The following is a 16528-nucleotide window of genomic DNA, read 5'->3' on the forward strand; positions in this document are numbered from 1 at the left end:
CCGTGCCACGTTAAACGGGGCACGGATTTTGAGTGGTTAGCCCAGATCGCTCAACGACATGAACACGTGTTTCGGCATCGGTACAAATCGATTGTTGCGCAGTTGGCTGATCGCATACACCGCGCTGGCGGTACGACCATTGCCGTCGCCGAAGCCTTGAAAACCGGCGATGGCCGCCAGCAAGTGTTTGTCGACATGCTCATGGGCGGCATCGAGCGTCTTCAGATGTTGTTCCAGCGAAGCATAACCGCTGATGCTGCCACCATATTTTGTTGGCTGTCCTACCTCGCGCACAGACTCCGCCAGTTGAGGCACCAGTCGAGCGTGGATCTCTTTGACCACGTTCGCATCGGTGAGCGATTTATTGTTGCTCGTATACTCGCGCAGGATCGCGACAATGTGCTCCAGTTCGTTGTCGGAGGACGAACCCTTGACCATCCAGGCTCCGGCTCTCTGCGCATTGTCGGTGAAACCCTGCGGGTTGAACGCCGTTTCGGGCATCACGTCGCTGTAGGGTGGCTTGCCCAGATCCGTCTTCAAGACGCTTTGCTGATGATTCTTCAGATAGATGACTTTCCTGGATTCAAGCTCGGCCATTGATCCAAGTATTTCCGAATAGTCACCAGCTTTTGTAGTGAACTTTGTGCCGTTGAACCGGGGGCCTCTGCTTTTGGTGAAGCTGATCAGTACGTCGTTCGCCGCGGCATGACCTATTAACGATTCCAGTTGCTGGAATCCCTTTGAGGACTGAGTCGCTTCCCTCGTTGCAGCGTTGAACAGATGCTGCAGTTCTGTCGCATTGCCGCCCTTGGGTATGGAAACAACGTCCTGGCTCAGGCGTGTGACGAGCTGTTCGACTGTTTCGAGTGCATCATCCTTGAACAATGCCCGTGCATGCGCCAGCGTCGGCAACGTCATGCGAATCTCTGCTGCAGCGCCGGTCTTGCTCAGTGCCTTGACCAGGTCGTACGAGCCGCTGCTGGTACTGCTCAGCGCTCGGAGTTGTCCGGCTCCGGCCCGGATGACGGTATGGCCGAAATGGCTGAGTTTCATCACGCCTTTGCCGACCAGTCTGGCACCACCGTAAACCAGCTTCGGAACGCCATCGAGCGGATTGAACACCGACAGCGCAACGCTTGCGCCGACCTTGCTCAGGCTTAACAGTCTTGTACTGCTGCCCAGCGCCTTGCTGAACGGCCCCAGCGCTCCGGCAAAGACGAAAATGATCGCGGTCAGGTCCATCACGCAACTGAATATGGCGCCGCTGCGAAGATCCGGGTCACTGGAGGACAGGCCCCTGATGCATTGGCGGAACGGGATGACGACGTCGAGAATGGTTTCGGTGATGTTGTCCCAGTCATCAAGATTCTTCTCCAGGGCGGTTTTGTCGTAACTGATTGCATAAAACTGATCGTAATGGGTCGGCGGATTATGTTCGGCAATGATTTCGCCGATCTTGTTGAAACGTTCCGAGTTGAAACTGTGCATAGGGCTACGCGTAAAGGGTAGCGCGTCGTCAGGCTCATCGAATTCGGCAAAGCGTTCGAGAATGATGCCCGGCCTGTCTCGCAGCTCCTCGCCCAAGGGGGGCTGGCCTTCGAAGTAGGCGGTTTTTTCGATTCGCGTATGAAGATACGTCAGCGACTTGAAGTCGTTGTCGCCGTTCGGCCCTTCGGTAAACCATCCGATCTCATCGAGTGTCTGGCCGCGGACGTAGGCCTCAGCAAGAGCCGGATTATTGCGGCAAATGCCTTGCAGGGGGAATATTTCAAAACAGTAAAACTGCAATCCATACTTGCAAAACAGCAGGGTGCCGAAGCGCGCTGTTTTACGTGGATCAAAAGGCACAAAGCTGCTGTTTATCGGGGTTTGTATGGAGAATTCGCGAACGATGAATATGGCTGCCTTGCCAAATTCAAGTGCCATCCGTTCTTCCTGTGGCAGTCGTGAAAGTGTCAGGCGCATAGTGGTGTTGATGGCCGCTTTGTATTGCTTGAAGTATTCTTTTACTTTTGCCTTGTAAAGATCATTGATTGGTTCGAGTCTCAGCAGATCCGGATGTGCCTTGTAGATACTTGTGCCGGATTGCCTGTCATAGTCCTTTTTGAACAACAGGTTGCGCGTCATATAAACATCAAGTACGGAATGATAGTTGCGTTTGAATCCGTATTCGACCGGCAACGATATTTCTGTCGTCGGATCGCAATCAATGTCGTACAGCTCGGCTTTCGCCAGCTTGCGCCGACTGACCGGTGGGGTGGCGAGCGTTGTCAGTGCGGCGCTGATCGCATCGAGGTGGGCGTTGTATTGGGTGGCAGCCAGCTTGAATAGGTCTTGGGTTGGCAGTTCATTGGCATTTTCCGGTTCCAGGCCATTCAGCATCGACCAGTCCATGATGCCTTGCAGGTTCGCCCAGTCATGCAGGGTCTGCTGTTGCGCACTGGTGGGCAAAATCGCGCCCAATTCAAGCAGCTTGTCATAGGACATCTGACTGGACAGGCCCGGCGCGACGCTCTCGGCCAGACTTACCGATTTGCGCAGAATTACCCAACCAGGCGTGCCGATCTGCAGAGTCGCGGGTGTCCTGACCAGGAACTCAGGTGCAAGTCCGGCGAGGATCAGTTCCAGCGTCATGGGAACTGCATATTCCTTGATACGTCGGCGTCCGAGTGCCTGTTCCAGTCTCAGGTTGACCTCATGGGAGGTAGCCTGCACGTAACCTGGGTTATAGATATTCTGCTCGATGAAGTTCTGGTTCTTGTCTTCGCGACCCAACGACAAATCCAGCATGACCGCTGCGACCAGCAGGCGACTGCGCTGCTCTGTGCTCAGCACAGTCGCATTGGCCATGGACGGCTCGTTCAACGCTTCGAAGCAGGACTGGGCGAAAGCTTTGGCTTCTTCGGTCTCGATCAGCAGTGCCCAGGCGCGACGCGGGTATTCACGCAGGGCTGTCGGCGTCTCTTTCTTGAGCAGTGCGCCCGCCAGATAATTGATCAGCGGTTCCGCGCGCGGCTCGCCCTTGTCCATCAACTTATGGATGACCTGGTAGATAGCCGATTGCTGATCTTCGTCGATGCACAGCTCTGTTGCGCCGGTTTCGTTCGATATCCCCCAGTAGTTGCCATGCGTCGGTGGCAGCGGCAACGTCAGTTCGAGCCAGGCAATCAGGTTTTGCAAGTGGTCTGCGGTCTCGGGCAGGTTCAGTTGCTGGAACTGCAGCCAGTTGAGCAAGGGCAGACGGTCGCTTGAAGACACGATGCCACCTGTCATGACTGCACTGCTGGCCAGCAGTTGCAGGTCGGCTTTCAACGAATCAATCTCGTTGATCTGCTGGGTGATATCAATGCGCTCGATAAACGTCCCGACAGTTGTTTGGATTTCATGGACTTGAAAGATTTCGCCCTTTTTATTGACCAGTGTCCAGTTGTCATCATTGATTTCTAACGTATCGACGATTGCAACGAATTGTGGCTGACGTACCAGTTGGCGCAGGACGATGTGTGCCGAAAAATGCGCTTGATTGAATAGACTTCCCTCAAGAGTCGATATGCACAGTTGTTTGTTATTAACACGGTTGGTGGGGTAGGCATAGTTGTCGCTGGCCTTGGCCTTTTCCCACTTTTCGAGCATGGCTCTCATTGTCTGCGCAATATCACGTCGCTCAAGTTGCTCACTTGATAAAGGTGCTGGGGTAAAAAGATTGGTTGAAGTCGTCATTGGGTGTCAGTCCATCCATGGCTATATAGGTGGGTCAATAAACGGGTATAGCGAAGTTTTGTTTTCGCATGGCGACTATATCGGCGCAGTCAGGGTTTGTTCTGCAGTATTGGTTTCAATGTATGTTTCCTGTCGGTCGATACGAGGGCAATTTTGTTCAATACAGGAGGCTATGCCTTAGTTAGCCTGAGTCTCTTTCTCCCCAATCTGCGGCAGGTGCGTTATGAGTCTGATTGTGTCGATGGCGGCGTTCGCGCTAGTGGCGTCCATAACCCCGGGCCCGGTGAACATCGTCGCGCTGAGTTCCGGTGCGCAGTTCGGCTTTCGGGCCAGTCAGCGGCACGTGGCGGGAGCGACGCTGGGGTTTGTGTTGTTGCTGGTACTGATGGGCCTGGGCCTGCATGAAGTCCTGAAACTGTGGCCATTTCTGACCCGGGTGGTGCAATTGGCCGGGGTGGCGTTTCTGTTGTTCATGGCCTGGAAACTGGCTGCCGATGACGGCCAGTTGCATGCCGGCGAGGCGGGGCGGGCGCCGTCGATGTTGTACGGCGCGGTGATGCAATGGCTCAACCCGAAAGCCTGGCTGGCGTGTGTGGCAGGGATGGGCGCGTTTGTCGCCGATGGCGAGGCACGGCTGGTCTGGCAGTTCGCCGCGGTGTATCTGGTGATCTGTTATCTGTCGGTCGGTTGCTGGGTCTATGCCGGGACGTTTCTGCGTGGGTATCTGGGCAATCCGAAGGGGATGCGCCTGTTCAATCGGTTGATGGCCTTGTTGCTGGCGGCGAGCGCGGGTTATCTGCTGTTGCCGTGAGCCCGGCGCCAGGATCAGCCGCGATATTGGCCGGGAGTCGCCGCCAGATGCTGTTTGAATGCGCGCTGAAAATGCGCCTGATCGGCAAACCCTGCCTCCAGTGCGACATCAGCAATCAACTGGCCGCTGCGCAGACGTTCGCGGGCGAACTGGATGCGCTGGTTGACCACAAAGGCATGCGGGGTCATGCCGTAATGCTGTTTGAACGCACGGATCAGATACGACGGTGACAACTGCGCCGCCGTGCAGATGTCCTCCAGGCTGAGCAGGTCAGTGCAGTGTTCGCGGATGAAGTCAGCGGCGCGTTCGAGCTTGAAATTCGGCTCGCGCAACGGTGGTTCAGCCGGGTTCAAGCGTAGTTGCAGATCGCTGAAAAACTCCACCGCTGCGCTGTGTTTGCGCAGTACGTCCTGTTGCTCGTCGACGAGTGTGGCGTAAAGCCCTTGCAGGTCACGAAACAGTCGCGGGTCATCCAGATGAGTAGTGGAAAACCGCCGAAACTCAAGCTCGGCACTGAACCCCAGTTGATGCTGCAGATCCGTCAGCCACGGCGTCTCGACATACAGCATCAAGTACGACCACGGCTGATCATCGAGTGGGTTGCAGGCATGCACGTCGCCGGGATTCATCAGCACCACGGTGCCGGCGGCGACTTCGAACGTCGATTGCTCATGCACATAAATGCTCCGCCCGGCGGTGATCGCGCCAATCGAAAAATGCGCATGGGAATGGCGCGAGTAGCAGACCTCACGGCCATCGGCGATGGCCCGTGCCTCGATGAAGGGCAGGGCATCGTCGCGCCAGAAGCGAGGGGCTTTTTCAGGTTTTTTGGCGGCAGCGTGTTTCATCGTTATGGTTCCCGGCAGGCCAGAACCGGAGTGTATTAGCTCTGGCCGGCGAAGGCCCGTTCCAGTTCGGCGATGTCGAGTTTTTTCATCTTGAACATGGCCTGCATTGCCCGTTGCGACTTGCTGGTGTCGGGGTCCAGCATCATGTGCATGAACGCCACCGGCACGATCTGCCACGACACCCCGAACTTGTCCTTGAGCCAGCCGCATTGCTGGGCCTCGACCGGGCCGCCTGCCGACAGATTGCCCCAGAAGTGGTCGACCTCTTCCTGATTCTGGCAATTGACCTGAAACGAAATGGCCTCACTGAACTTGAACATCGGCCCGCCGTTGAGGCCGGTGAAGGTCTGGCCGTCGAGTTCGAAACTGACGGTCATCACCGCGCCTTCCGGCTTGCCGTGAAATTCCTGGCCAACCTTGCTGTAGTGGGTCAGGCCGGTGATTTTCGAATGATCGAAGATCGAGCAATAGAACTTCGCGGCGGCTTCGGCCTGATCATCGAACCACAGGCACGGTGTGAGTTTTTGAAAGCGTTGCATGGCAGTCATCCTCGGCAGGTTACACACGCAGGATTTACAGCGTAGTCAGTCCTTGGTCGAATGACGGTGCCGTAGATCGACAATTGCGTTGCTGGCTGACAAACCCTGTAGGAGTGAGCCTGCTCGCGAAAGCGTCGGCACATGCGGCAACGAGCCTGTCAGACACTCCGCATTCGCGAGCAAGCTCGCTCCCACAAGGGGTTCGAGTCGCCCCGGTCAGCGCCATTCGGCGATCAGCAACAGCGACTGCGGCACCGGGCTTTGCGGATGCTGCGGCTCTTGCAGGCTGACCAGTCGAAACCCGGCCATGTCCAGCGCGTTGCACCAGCTCGACAGCGTGCGGAAATACCACGGCATCGGCTGCCACTGGCCCTTGAACCCGGCGAAGGACTCTTCACGCCAGCCATCCTGATAATTGCCGGCCGCCACGGCCCACGGATGCAGGGTCTGAATGATCATGGCGCCGCCCGGAACCAGCAACGCATGCATTGCGGCGAGCAATGGAATGATGTCCTGATGCAGCAGCGAGAAGTTGGCGCAGATCAAATCGTAGTCACGGCCAATATCAATTTCGGCGTCGACCAATGCCGCATAACTGGCCACATGTACCTTGGCCGAACCGGCCTCGCGTGCAGCTTCTATCAAGGTCGCATCGCCATCGACGCCCGCCGCATCGATACCGCGATCCGCCATCGCCCGCAACATCCAGCCTTCGCCGCAACCCAGATCCAGCACGTGTTCCGGTTGGCGGCCCATGATCGCCAGCAGGATCGCCTGATCGGTGACCTGCTGACGGCTTTCGATGGCACCGCTGCGGATCGCGTCGATCCAGGCATCAGCGTTGGCGTGCCAGCTCTGTAACAAGATGGATTCAGGGGAGGGCATGGCGCTGTCTCCGGTATAAGCCGATTGTGGGCGTTCGCTTGTTGGCTGCTATGTTCAAAGGCTGAACAGAGTCTGGCAGAGGATAGACACCATGAACCCATTAACTGGCGGTTGCCTGTGCGGCGATGTGCGTTTCGAAGCATCAGGCCAACCTTACCGCGTCGGCATCTGCCACTGCCTCGACTGCCGCAAACACCACGGCGCGTTGTTTCATGCCTCGGCGATATTTCCCGAGAATGCGGTGACCGTCAGCGGCAAGACCGGCGAGTATCAAGGGCGAGTGTTCTGTCCGCGCTGTGGTTCGCCGGTACTGGCGCGTTCGGGGGATGAAATTGAAGTGAATGTCGGCTCGCTGGACGCGCCGAACCAGCTCAAGCCGACTTATGAGCTGTGGACTGTGCGGCGCGAGTCATGGTTGCCGGCGCTGCCACTGGCGCACCACTACGAACGTGATCGCGAACGCACGGGGCGCACCGAGGAATAGCAAAAAGTCCGGGCAAGCCCGAGTCCCCTGGTGGGAGCGGGCTTGCTCGCGAAAGCGGTGGTTCAGCCAACTCGATATCGACAGACCGATTGCCTTCGCGAGCAAGCCCGCTCCCACAGGATTTGTGTTGGATAGATAGAATTGTTTGCACCACCGACCTTGGTGGGAGCGAGCTTGCTCGCGAAAGCGGTGATTCAGTCAACCTGATATCGACAGACAGATAGCCTTCGCGAGCAAGCCCGTTCCTACAGGGGAGTCAGCTGACTTCGGTTATCTCAACCGCGAATAAACGCCAGCAAATCGGCATTGATCGTCGCCGCCTCAGTCGTCGGCATCCCGTGCGGAAACCCCGGATATGACTTCAGCGTGCCATTTGGCAGCAGTTTCGCCGACAAAGGCCCCGAGTTCGCATACGGTACGATCTGATCGTCCTCGCCATGCATCACCAGCACCGGCACGGTGACTTTCTTCAGGTCTTCAGTGAAATCGGTCTGCGAGAACGCAACGATCCCGTCGTAATGCGCCTTGGCGCCGCCGATCATGCCCTGACGCCACCAGTTGCCGATGATCCCCTCAGACGGCTTGGCCCCGGGGCGGTTATAGCCATAAAACGGCCCGCTGGGGATATCGCGGTAGAACTGCGCACGATTGTCCGCCAGTTGCGCCTGAAAATCGTCGAACACCGATTTCGGCAAGCCACCCGGATTGCTTTCGGTCTGCACCATCAACGGTGGCACCGCGCTGATCAACACGCCTTTGGCGACGTTGTCCTGACCATGACGGGCGATGTAGTGGATGACCTCGCCGCCGCCGGTGGAGTGGCCGACATGCACCACGTTCTTCACCCCCAGGTGCTGAACCACCGCCAGCGCATCGTCGGCGTAATGGTCCATGTCATGGCCGTCCCAGACCTGACTCGACCTTCCGTGCCCCCGGCGGTCATGGGCGATCACTCGAAAACCCTGGCCCAGGAAGAACAGCATCTGCGCATCCCAGTCATCCGAGCTGAGCGGCCAGCCGTGGTGGAAGTGGATCACCGGGGCGTCCTTCGGGCCCCAGTCCTTGTAGAAAATATCGACGCCGTCTTTGGTGGTGACAAATCCCATGTTCGCGACTCCTGAGCATTGTGATGGGTTACCGCGCTCGTCGCAGACCGGTCGTGAGGGTTCGGATAAGCGCCGTTATCAGCCAGAGGATTAAAGTCGACATTTTTGCGATAGGGCATGACCGGTGGTCGCCACGTCTGGCTTCACGCGCAAATTAGGCTTTGCTGAAAGGGATAAGCCGAGGCGCGCACAGGCTTCGATGGCCGTAACGACGCCCCTTCAGAACACCGTGAGTCTGAGGAAAATCCCCGATGCTGACCTTGAATATCAATGGCAAGGATCAGGAGCTCGATGTGCCGGCCGACATGCCGTTGCTCTGGGTCCTGCGTGACGTTGCGCACCTGACCGGTACCAAATTCGGCTGTGGCATGGCCCAGTGCGGCGCCTGCACCGTACACGTCGATGGCGCACCATTGCGTGCCTGTATCACGCCCGCCACCGCCGTGGCCAACGGGCAGAAAATTCTCACCATCGAAGGCCTTTCGACCGATGGCTCGCACCCGGTGCAGCAGGCCTGGGCCGAACTTGATGTGGTGCAGTGCGGCTACTGCCAGTCGGGGCAGATCATGTCTGCCGCCGCGCTGCTGGCGAAAATCCCCAAGCCCACCGACAACGATATCGATCAGGCGCTCTCCGGGAATATTTGCCGCTGCGGTACCTATCCGCGAATCCGCGCGGCTGTGAAACGTGCGGCCGAGTTCGGCTGATTGGGAGACAGACGATGAACAGTCCTGTATCGCGTCGCGGATTTCTCAAGGGCAGTGCCGTGCTGGGGGGCGGTCTGGTGGTGGCGTTCGTCGTGCCTGGTGCCCATCGTTTTGCTCTGGCGGCGGAGAATGAAGGCAAGGTCTTCGCGCCGAATGCGTTTTTGCGCATTGCCGCCGACAACAGCGTGACGGTGTTGCTCGGGCATTCGGAAATGGGTCAGGGCATCTGGACCGGTCTGACCATGCTGATCGCCGAAGAACTGGACGCCGACTGGTCGACGATCCGCGTCGAACACTCGCCGGCCTCAGCGGCGAATTACGGCATGCCCGCGTTTGGCGGGATGCAGATTACTGGCGGCTCGACCTCGACCTGGATGGAATTCGACCGCTACCGGCTCGCCGGGGCCACGGCGCGGCAGATGCTGGTGGAAGCGGCGGCCAAGCGCTTCAACGTCGCTGCGTCGACTATTCGCACCGAGTCCGGCGTAGTGATCGCCGGCGATAAACGCGCGACGTACGGCGAACTGGCGGACGCCGCCGGGCAACTGCCAGTGCCGGATCCAAAGTCGATCACCTTCAAGGAGGCCAAAGACTGGAAGGTCATCGGCAAGCCGACCAAGCGTCTCGACACCCCGGAGAAAATCACCGGCCGCGCCAAGTTCGGCATGGACGTGCAATTCGAGGGCTTGATGACCGCGATGGTCGCCCGTGCGCCGGTGTTCGGTGCCACGGTCAAATCCTTCGAGGGCGCCGAGGCACTGGCGGTGCCCGGTGTGCACAAAGTGGTACAGGTGCCGACCGGTGTGGCGGTGATTGCCGATCATTACTGGGCGGCGAAACTTGGTCGCGATGCGCTGAAGGTCGATTGGGATCTCGGGCCGCACGCTGACCTGAGCAGCCAGGGCCTGCTCGACAGTTTCCGCAAACTGGCAGCGACACCGGGCACTTCCGCCAGCCAGGCTGGGGATCCGAAAGGCAACTTCGACAAGGCGGCGAAGAAAATCGACGTCGAATACAGCGTGCCGTATCTGGCGCACGCACCGATGGAACCGCTGAACTGCACAGTGAAGATCAGCGCCGAAAAGTGCGAGATCTGGACCGGCACGCAATTCCAGACCCTCGATCAGATGGTCGCCGGCAAGATCACCGGACTCAAACCGGAACAGGTGGAAATTCACACCGAATTTCTTGGCGGCGGATTCGGGCGGCGGGCCAATCCGACCTCGGACTTCGTCGCCGAAGCGGTGCAAGTGGCGAAAGCCGCCGGGCTGCCGGTGAAAACCGTGTGGTCGCGCGAGGACGACATTCGCGGCGGGTATTACCGCTCGATGTTCCTGCATCAGGCACGCATCGGCCTCGACGGGCAGGGCATGCCGCTGAGCTGGCAGCATGTGCTGGTCGGCCAGTCGATCATGGCCGGCACCATGCTCGAACAGACCATGGTCAAGAACGGCATCGACGCGACTTCGGTCGAAGGCGTGGCCGACAGCCCGTATATCAAGGGCCTGGCCCATCAACAGGTCGAGCTGCATTCGCCGCAGACCGGGATCAATGTGCTGTGGCTGCGTTCGGTGGGGCACAGCCACACCGCGTTCGTCATGGAGTCGCTGATCGATGAGATGGCCACGGCGGCGGGCAAGGACCCGATCGAATATCGACGCACCTTGCTCAAGGACCATGCGCGGCATCTCGGGGTGCTGAATCTGGCGGTGGAGAAGGCCAACTGGACAGCGCCGTTGCCTGACGGGCATGCATTGGGCGTGGCGGTACACGAGTCGTTCGGCAGTTATGTGGCGCAGGTGGCCGAGGTCTCGCAGGAAAATCTGGCGATCCGCGTGCACCGCGTGGTGTGTGCGGTGGATTGCGGGATCGCGGTCAATCCGCAGAGCATCGCGGCGCAGATGGAATCGTGCATCACCTTTGGCCTGGGCATGGCGCTGCACAGCAAGCTGACGCTCAAGGACGGCGCGGTGGTGCAATCCAATTATCACGACTATCAAGTGCTGCGGCTCAACGAGATGCCGCTGGTCGAGGTGCATATCGTGCCCAGCAGCGACAAACCCGGCGGCATCGGTGAGGCCGGTGTTCCGCCCACAGCGCCGGCGGTGGCCAATGCCGTGTATGCGCTGACCGGGCAGCGCTTGCGTGAACTGCCGCTGCAACTGTCGGGGGTGTGAGATGAAACGACATCTGCTGTTGGGCACGGTGATACTGCTGGGGCTGGGCGGCTACGCCTCGGACCTGTTCGCCGATGATCAGGAAGCGCTCAAGGCGTTCGGCACGGTGCAGAAGGTGTTCCAGAGCCCGCGCTGCCAGAACTGCCACATCCCCGGCGACTCGCCGCTGCAGTTCGATGCGGGCAAACCACACGCGATGAATGTGGTGCGTGGCATGGACGGCAAGGGCGCCGCCGGTTTGCCCTGCGCCACCTGCCACGCCGAGAGCAATCCGCCGGCCAGTTATGGCCCGCATGCACCTCCGGGAGCGCCGCACTGGAGCTTGCCTCCGGCGGCGCACAAGATGGCGTGGATCGGCCTGCCGCCGGACAAGTTGTGCGCAATGATCAAGGATCGTTCGAGCAATGGCGACCGTGATTTCGCCGCGCTGATCAAACATGTCAGCGACGACAAACTGGTGTTGTGGGGATGGAATCCCGGGGCAGGGCGCACGCCGGTACCGGTACCGCATGACATTTTTGTGGCCCAGTTCAAGCTTTGGGCCGATGCTGGCGGGCCATGTCCGGTGGCGGGCGGTTGAGTGTGTGAGTCGCTGGCGAATCAAGCTACTCTAACGGTCATTGACCCTGATGGAGTGCGTGATGCTGGCCCCGATCAAACCCGCCAATGAAGCCACCCGAATTCAAGCGCTGCACGGCTTGAAGGTTCTTGATTCGGCGCCGGAGGAGCGTTTTGACCGGCTCACGCGGCTGGCCAAACGCCTGTTCAACGTGCCGATTGCGCTGGTGACGCTGGTGGACAAGGATCGGCAGTGGTTCAAGTCGTGCGTCGGCCTCGAGGTCAACGAAACCCCGCGTGATGTGTCGTTCTGTGGGCACGCGATTCTTCAGGACGAATTGCTGCTGGTGCCTGATGCCAAGCAGGACAAGCGCTTTCATGACAATCCGCTGGTCACCGGCGAGCCGAAGATTCGTTTCTACGCGGGCTACCCGCTGACCGTGCCCAACGGCAACAAAATGGGCACGTTGTGCCTGATCGACACCAAGCCGCGTGAACTCGACGACGAGGAGCGTGCCCTGTTGCGCGATCTCGCCGGCATGGCCGAGCAAGAGTTGATGGCGGTGCAGATGGCAAGCATGGACGAGCTGACGCTGCTGTCCAACCGCCGCGGCTTCAAGACCCTGGCCCAGCATGCGCTGGACGCCTGCAAACACCGGGACAAACCGGCGACGCTGCTGTTTTTCGATCTCAATGACTTCAAACAGATCAACGATCGTTACGGCCATGCCGAGGGCGACAGTGCACTGAAGACCTTTGCCGATGTGCTGCGCATCGCTTTTCGCGAGAGCGACGTGGTCGGGCGCCTGGGCGGTGACGAATTCGTGGCGCTGCTGACCGGCTCCAGTCACGTCGAAACCACAGCGATCATGGCCCGGCTCAAGGAAATCCTCGACGAGCGCAATGCGATGTTGCAGCGCGGCTACGAGATTCGCTTCAGCGTCGGCCAGATCGAATACGATCCGCAACGCCATGAAACGGTGGATCGACTGCTGGCCGATGCCGACGAGGCGATGTATGCGCACAAGCAGGCGTTGAAACGGCGCTGATTCAGGCCTCATCGCTGGCAAGCCAGCTCCCACAGTTTTATCGGCTGCTCACAAAATCCAGATACACCGCAGAACCCTGTGGGAGCGAGCTTGCTCGCGAAAGCGTCCGGCCAGGCAATATCCATGTTGAATGTGCCAGCCTCTTCGTGAGCAAGCCCACTCCCACAGGTTTGTCGGCTGCTCACAAAATCCAGATACACCGCAAAACAGTGTGGGAGCGGGCTTGCTCGCGAAAGCGTCCGCTCAGGCGATATCCATGTCGAATGTGCCGGCCTCTTCGTGAGCAAGCTCACTCCCACAGGTTTATCGGCTGCTCACAAAATCCAGATACACCGCAAAACAGTGTGGGAGCGAGCTTGCTCGCGAAAGTGTCCGGTCAGGCGATATCCATGTCGAATGTGCCGGCCTCTTCCTGAGCAAGCCCACTCCCACAGGTTTATCGGGTGCTCACAAAATCCAGATACACCGCAGAACCCTGTGGGAGCGGGCTTGCTCGCGAAAGCGTCCGCTCAGGCGATATCCATGTCGAATGTGCCGGCCTCTTCGTGAGCAAGCCCACTCCCACAGGTTTATCGGCTGCTCACAAAATCCAGATACACCGCAGAACCCTGTGGGAGCGGGCTTGCTCGCGAAAGCGTCCGCTCAGGCGATATCCATGTTGAATCTGCCGGCCTCTTCGTGAGCAAGCTCACTCCCACAGGTTTGTCGGCTGCTCACAAAATCCAGATACACCGCAGAACCCTGTGAGAGCGGGCTTGCTCGCGAAAACGTCCGGTCAGGCGATATCCATGTTGAATGTGCCGGCCTCTTCGTGAGCAAGCTCACTCCCACAGGTTTATCGGGTGCTCACAAAATCCAGATACACCGCAGAACCCTGTGGGAGCGAGCTTGCTCGCGAAAGCGTCCGGCCAGGCAATATCCATGTTGAATGTGCCAGCCTCTTCGTGAGCAAGCCCACTCCCACAGGTTTATCGGCTGCCCACAATATTCAGGCATATCGTAAAAACAGTGTGGGAGCGGGCTTGCTCGCGAAAGCGTCCGGTCAGGCGATATCCATGTTGAATGTGCCGGCCTCTTCGTGAGCAAGCCCACTCCCACAGGTTTATCCGCTGTTCACGAAAATCAGGCTCACTCCTACAGGGGATTTGGGTTGTTGAAGACATTGCAGGCACAAAAAAACCCGCCGATTGGCGGGTTTTTTATCGGCAGACCGACGAGATTACTCTTCGATGTTGCCCATGGCGGTGGTGTTGAAGCCGCCGTCCACGTACATGATTTCACCGCTGATGCCCGACGCCAGGTCGGAGCACAGGAAGGCGCCGGCGTTGCCGACTTCTTCGATGGTGACGTTGCGGCGCAGTGGGGTTTGCGCTTCGTTGGCGGCCAGCATCTTGCGGAAGTTCTTGATGCCCGAGGCTGCCAGGGTACGGATCGGGCCAGCCGATACGCAGTTGACGCGGGTGCCGTCCGGGCCCAGGGAGCCGGCCAGGTAACGTACGCCAGCTTCCAGCGAAGCCTTGGCCATGCCCATCACGTTGTAGTTCGGCATGGTGCGCTCGGCGCCCAGATACGACAGGGTCAGCAGGCTGCCGTTGCGGCCTTTCATCATTTCGCGGCCAGCCTTGGCCAGGGCCACGAAGCTGTAGGCGCTGATGTCGTGAGCGATGCGGAAACCTTCACGGGTGGTGGCTTCGGTGAAGTCGCCGTCCAGTTGGTCGCCCGGGGCGAAGCCGACGGAGTGCACGATGCAGTCCAGGCCGTCCCACTTCTTGCTCAACTCTTCGAAGACCTTGGCGATTTCTTCATCGCTGGCCACGTCGCACGGGAAGCACAGCTCAGGGCTCGAACCCCAGCCTTGAGCGAATTCCTCAACACGACCTTTCAGTTTGTCGTTCTGATAAGTGAAGGCAAGCTCAGCGCCCTCGCGATGCATGGCGGCAGCGATGCCGGATGCGATGGACAGCTTGCTGGCGACACCGACGATCAGTACGCGCTTACCGGCGAGAAAACCCATGTGTTGCTCCTCTTTCAGGTTATTGCGCAGTGGCTGGTGCCAAAAAAGCGGCTTCCAGCAACTGCTGTGTATACGGATGTTTGGGGGCGGCAAAAATATCTTGCGCAGCTCCCTGTTCGACCACTTGGCCATGCTTGACCACCATCAGCTGGTGGCTCAGCGCTTTGACGACAGCCAGGTCATGGCTGATGAACAAATACGTCAGGTTGTACTTGGCTTGCAGTGAACGCAACAGCTCCACCACTTGCCGCTGCACCGTGCGGTCGAGCGCCGAAGTCGGCTCGTCCAGCAGGATCAGCGCCGGTTTCAGCACCAAAGCCCGGGCAATGGCGATACGTTGCCGTTGCCCACCGGAAAATTCGTGAGGGTAGCGGTGCCGGGTTTCCGGATCCAGACCTACCTCCTTCAATGCCGCAATAATCGCCGCTTCCTGCTCGGCGGCGGTGCCCATCTTGTGAATCCGCAGGCCTTCGCCAACGATGTCGCTGACGCACATCCGCGGGCTCAGGCTGCCGAACGGATCCTGAAACACCACCTGCATCTCCCGACGCAACGGGCGAACCTCGTTCTGCGTCAGGCAGTCTAGCTGTTTGCCCTCAAAGCGAATCGCGCCTTTGCTGCCGATCAGCCGCAAAATTGCCAGACCGAGGGTGGATTTGCCGGAACCGCTTTCCCCCACGATCCCCAGCGTCTGTCCCTGAGGCAGGCTGAAATTGATGCCGTCCACTGCCTTGACGTAATCCACCGTGCGCTTGAGCAGGCCTTTCTTGATCGGGAACCAGACTTTGAGGTTCTCGACTTCGAGCAGCGGCGCCCCGATTTTATTGGTCGCCGGGCCTCCGCTGGGCTCCGCGCCGAGCAATTCCCGAGTGTACGGATGCTGCGGCGAACGGAACAGCTCTGCGCACGATGCCTGTTCGACGATGCAACCGCGCTGCATGACACATACGCGATGCGCAATTCTTCGCACCAGGTTCAAATCGTGACTGATCAGTAGCAGCGACATGCCCAATCGAGCCTGAAGTTCCTTGAGCAAATCGAGGATTTTCAGCTGAACGGTCACGTCCAGTGCGGTGGTTGGTTCGTCGGCGATCAGCAACTCCGGCTCGTTGGCCAGGGCCATGGCGATCATCACTCGCTGGCGCTGGCCGCCGGACAATTCATGGGGCAGGGCCTTGAGGCGCTTGTGCGGCTCGGGGATGCCAACCATCTCCAGCAGCTCCAGGGTGCGCTTGGTTGCGACTTTACCGGTCAGGCCCTTGTGGATGCCCAGCACCTCGTTGATCTGCTTCTCGATCGAATGCAGCGGGTTGAGCGAAGTCATCGGCTCCTGAAAAATCATCGCGATCCGGTTGCCACGAATATGCCGGATGGTCTTTTCGCTCAGCCCCAGCAGATTCTGCCCGGCATAGTTGATGCTGCCGGCTGGATGACGGGCCAGCGGGTAGGGCAGCAGGCGCAGGATCGAGTGCGCCGTCACCGATTTGCCCGAGCCGGACTCGCCGACCAGGGCCAGGGTTTCGCCGCGTTTGATGTCGAAGCTCACGCCCTCGACCACCCGGTGCAGCCGCTCGTTGAAGCCGAACTCGACGGCGAGGTCGCGCACTTCGATCAGATTGTCCTGATTCAT

Annotated in this window: 13 protein-coding genes; 6 read left to right on the forward strand and 7 right to left on the reverse strand. The window is 59.1% G+C overall.

Annotated features, from left to right (window positions below; translation table 11 throughout):
- Positions 1–36: 36 nt before the first annotated feature.
- Positions 37–3720: a hypothetical protein gene (locus E3Z29_RS29410; protein ID WP_167734124.1), complete on the reverse strand. Its 3684-nt coding sequence runs from the start codon at positions 3718–3720 to the stop codon at positions 37–39.
- A gap of 223 nt (positions 3721–3943) precedes the next feature.
- Between E3Z29_RS29410 and E3Z29_RS14535 the strand changes: the two genes are divergently transcribed.
- Entirely contained in the window at positions 3944–4531 is a 588-nt protein-coding gene (locus tag E3Z29_RS14535; RefSeq protein ID WP_095139638.1) for a LysE family translocator, read from the forward strand.
- A gap of 14 nt (positions 4532–4545) precedes the next feature.
- Here E3Z29_RS14535 and E3Z29_RS14540 read toward each other — a convergent pair whose 3' ends face one another.
- From E3Z29_RS14540 to E3Z29_RS14555, 3 genes are all read right to left on the reverse strand, one after another.
- Positions 4546–5379 (reverse strand): AraC family transcriptional regulator, encoded by an 834-nt coding sequence (locus E3Z29_RS14540; protein ID WP_134786097.1) that lies wholly within the window; start codon positions 5377–5379, stop codon positions 4546–4548.
- A gap of 35 nt (positions 5380–5414) precedes the next feature.
- Positions 5415–5918 (reverse strand): VOC family protein, encoded by a 504-nt coding sequence (locus E3Z29_RS14545; RefSeq protein ID WP_096795948.1) that lies wholly within the window; start codon positions 5916–5918, stop codon positions 5415–5417.
- Between the two features lie 216 nt (positions 5919–6134).
- Positions 6135–6803 (reverse strand): bifunctional 2-polyprenyl-6-hydroxyphenol methylase/3-demethylubiquinol 3-O-methyltransferase UbiG, encoded by a 669-nt coding sequence (locus E3Z29_RS14555; protein WP_134786098.1) that lies wholly within the window; start codon positions 6801–6803, stop codon positions 6135–6137.
- 91 nt (positions 6804–6894) lie between these two features.
- On the opposite strand from E3Z29_RS14555, the gene E3Z29_RS14560 reads away from it, so the two are divergent.
- Positions 6895–7287: a GFA family protein gene (locus E3Z29_RS14560; RefSeq protein WP_134786099.1), complete on the forward strand. Its 393-nt coding sequence runs from the start codon at positions 6895–6897 to the stop codon at positions 7285–7287.
- A gap of 275 nt (positions 7288–7562) precedes the next feature.
- On the opposite strand, the gene E3Z29_RS14570 is transcribed toward E3Z29_RS14560, so the two are convergent.
- Positions 7563–8393, reverse strand: a complete 831-nt coding sequence (locus tag E3Z29_RS14570; protein WP_134786101.1) for an alpha/beta fold hydrolase — start codon at positions 8391–8393, stop codon at positions 7563–7565.
- Between the two features lie 251 nt (positions 8394–8644).
- Between E3Z29_RS14570 and E3Z29_RS14575 the strand changes: the two genes are divergently transcribed.
- From E3Z29_RS14575 to E3Z29_RS14590, 4 genes are all read left to right on the forward strand, one after another.
- Entirely contained in the window at positions 8645–9100 is a 456-nt protein-coding gene (locus E3Z29_RS14575) for a (2Fe-2S)-binding protein (protein ID WP_134786102.1), read from the forward strand.
- Between the two features lie 14 nt (positions 9101–9114).
- On the forward strand, positions 9115–11277 hold the full coding sequence (locus E3Z29_RS14580) for a xanthine dehydrogenase family protein molybdopterin-binding subunit (protein ID WP_134786103.1): 2163 nt from the start codon (positions 9115–9117) through the stop codon (positions 11275–11277).
- A 1-nt stretch (position 11278) separates the two neighbouring features.
- Positions 11279–11857, forward strand: a complete 579-nt coding sequence (locus tag E3Z29_RS14585; RefSeq protein ID WP_134786104.1) for a hypothetical protein — start codon at positions 11279–11281, stop codon at positions 11855–11857.
- Between the two features lie 61 nt (positions 11858–11918).
- Entirely contained in the window at positions 11919–12884 is a 966-nt protein-coding gene (locus E3Z29_RS14590; protein WP_134786105.1) for a sensor domain-containing diguanylate cyclase, read from the forward strand.
- Positions 12885–14103: 1219 nt separating this feature from the next.
- On the opposite strand, the gene fabI is transcribed toward E3Z29_RS14590, so the two are convergent.
- Positions 14104–14898 carry an enoyl-ACP reductase FabI gene (fabI, locus tag E3Z29_RS14600; protein ID WP_003202751.1) on the reverse strand — a complete coding sequence of 265 codons (795 nt, stop codon included), beginning with the start codon at positions 14896–14898 and terminating at the stop codon, positions 14104–14106.
- A 19-nt stretch (positions 14899–14917) separates the two neighbouring features.
- Complete coding sequence (locus E3Z29_RS14605; RefSeq protein WP_134786107.1) at positions 14918–16528, reverse strand: ABC transporter ATP-binding protein; 1611 nt, start codon at positions 16526–16528, stop codon at positions 14918–14920.

Source organism: Pseudomonas sp. S150, assembly GCF_004526365.1.
Taxonomy (GTDB): domain Bacteria; phylum Pseudomonadota; class Gammaproteobacteria; order Pseudomonadales; family Pseudomonadaceae; genus Aquipseudomonas; species Aquipseudomonas putida_A.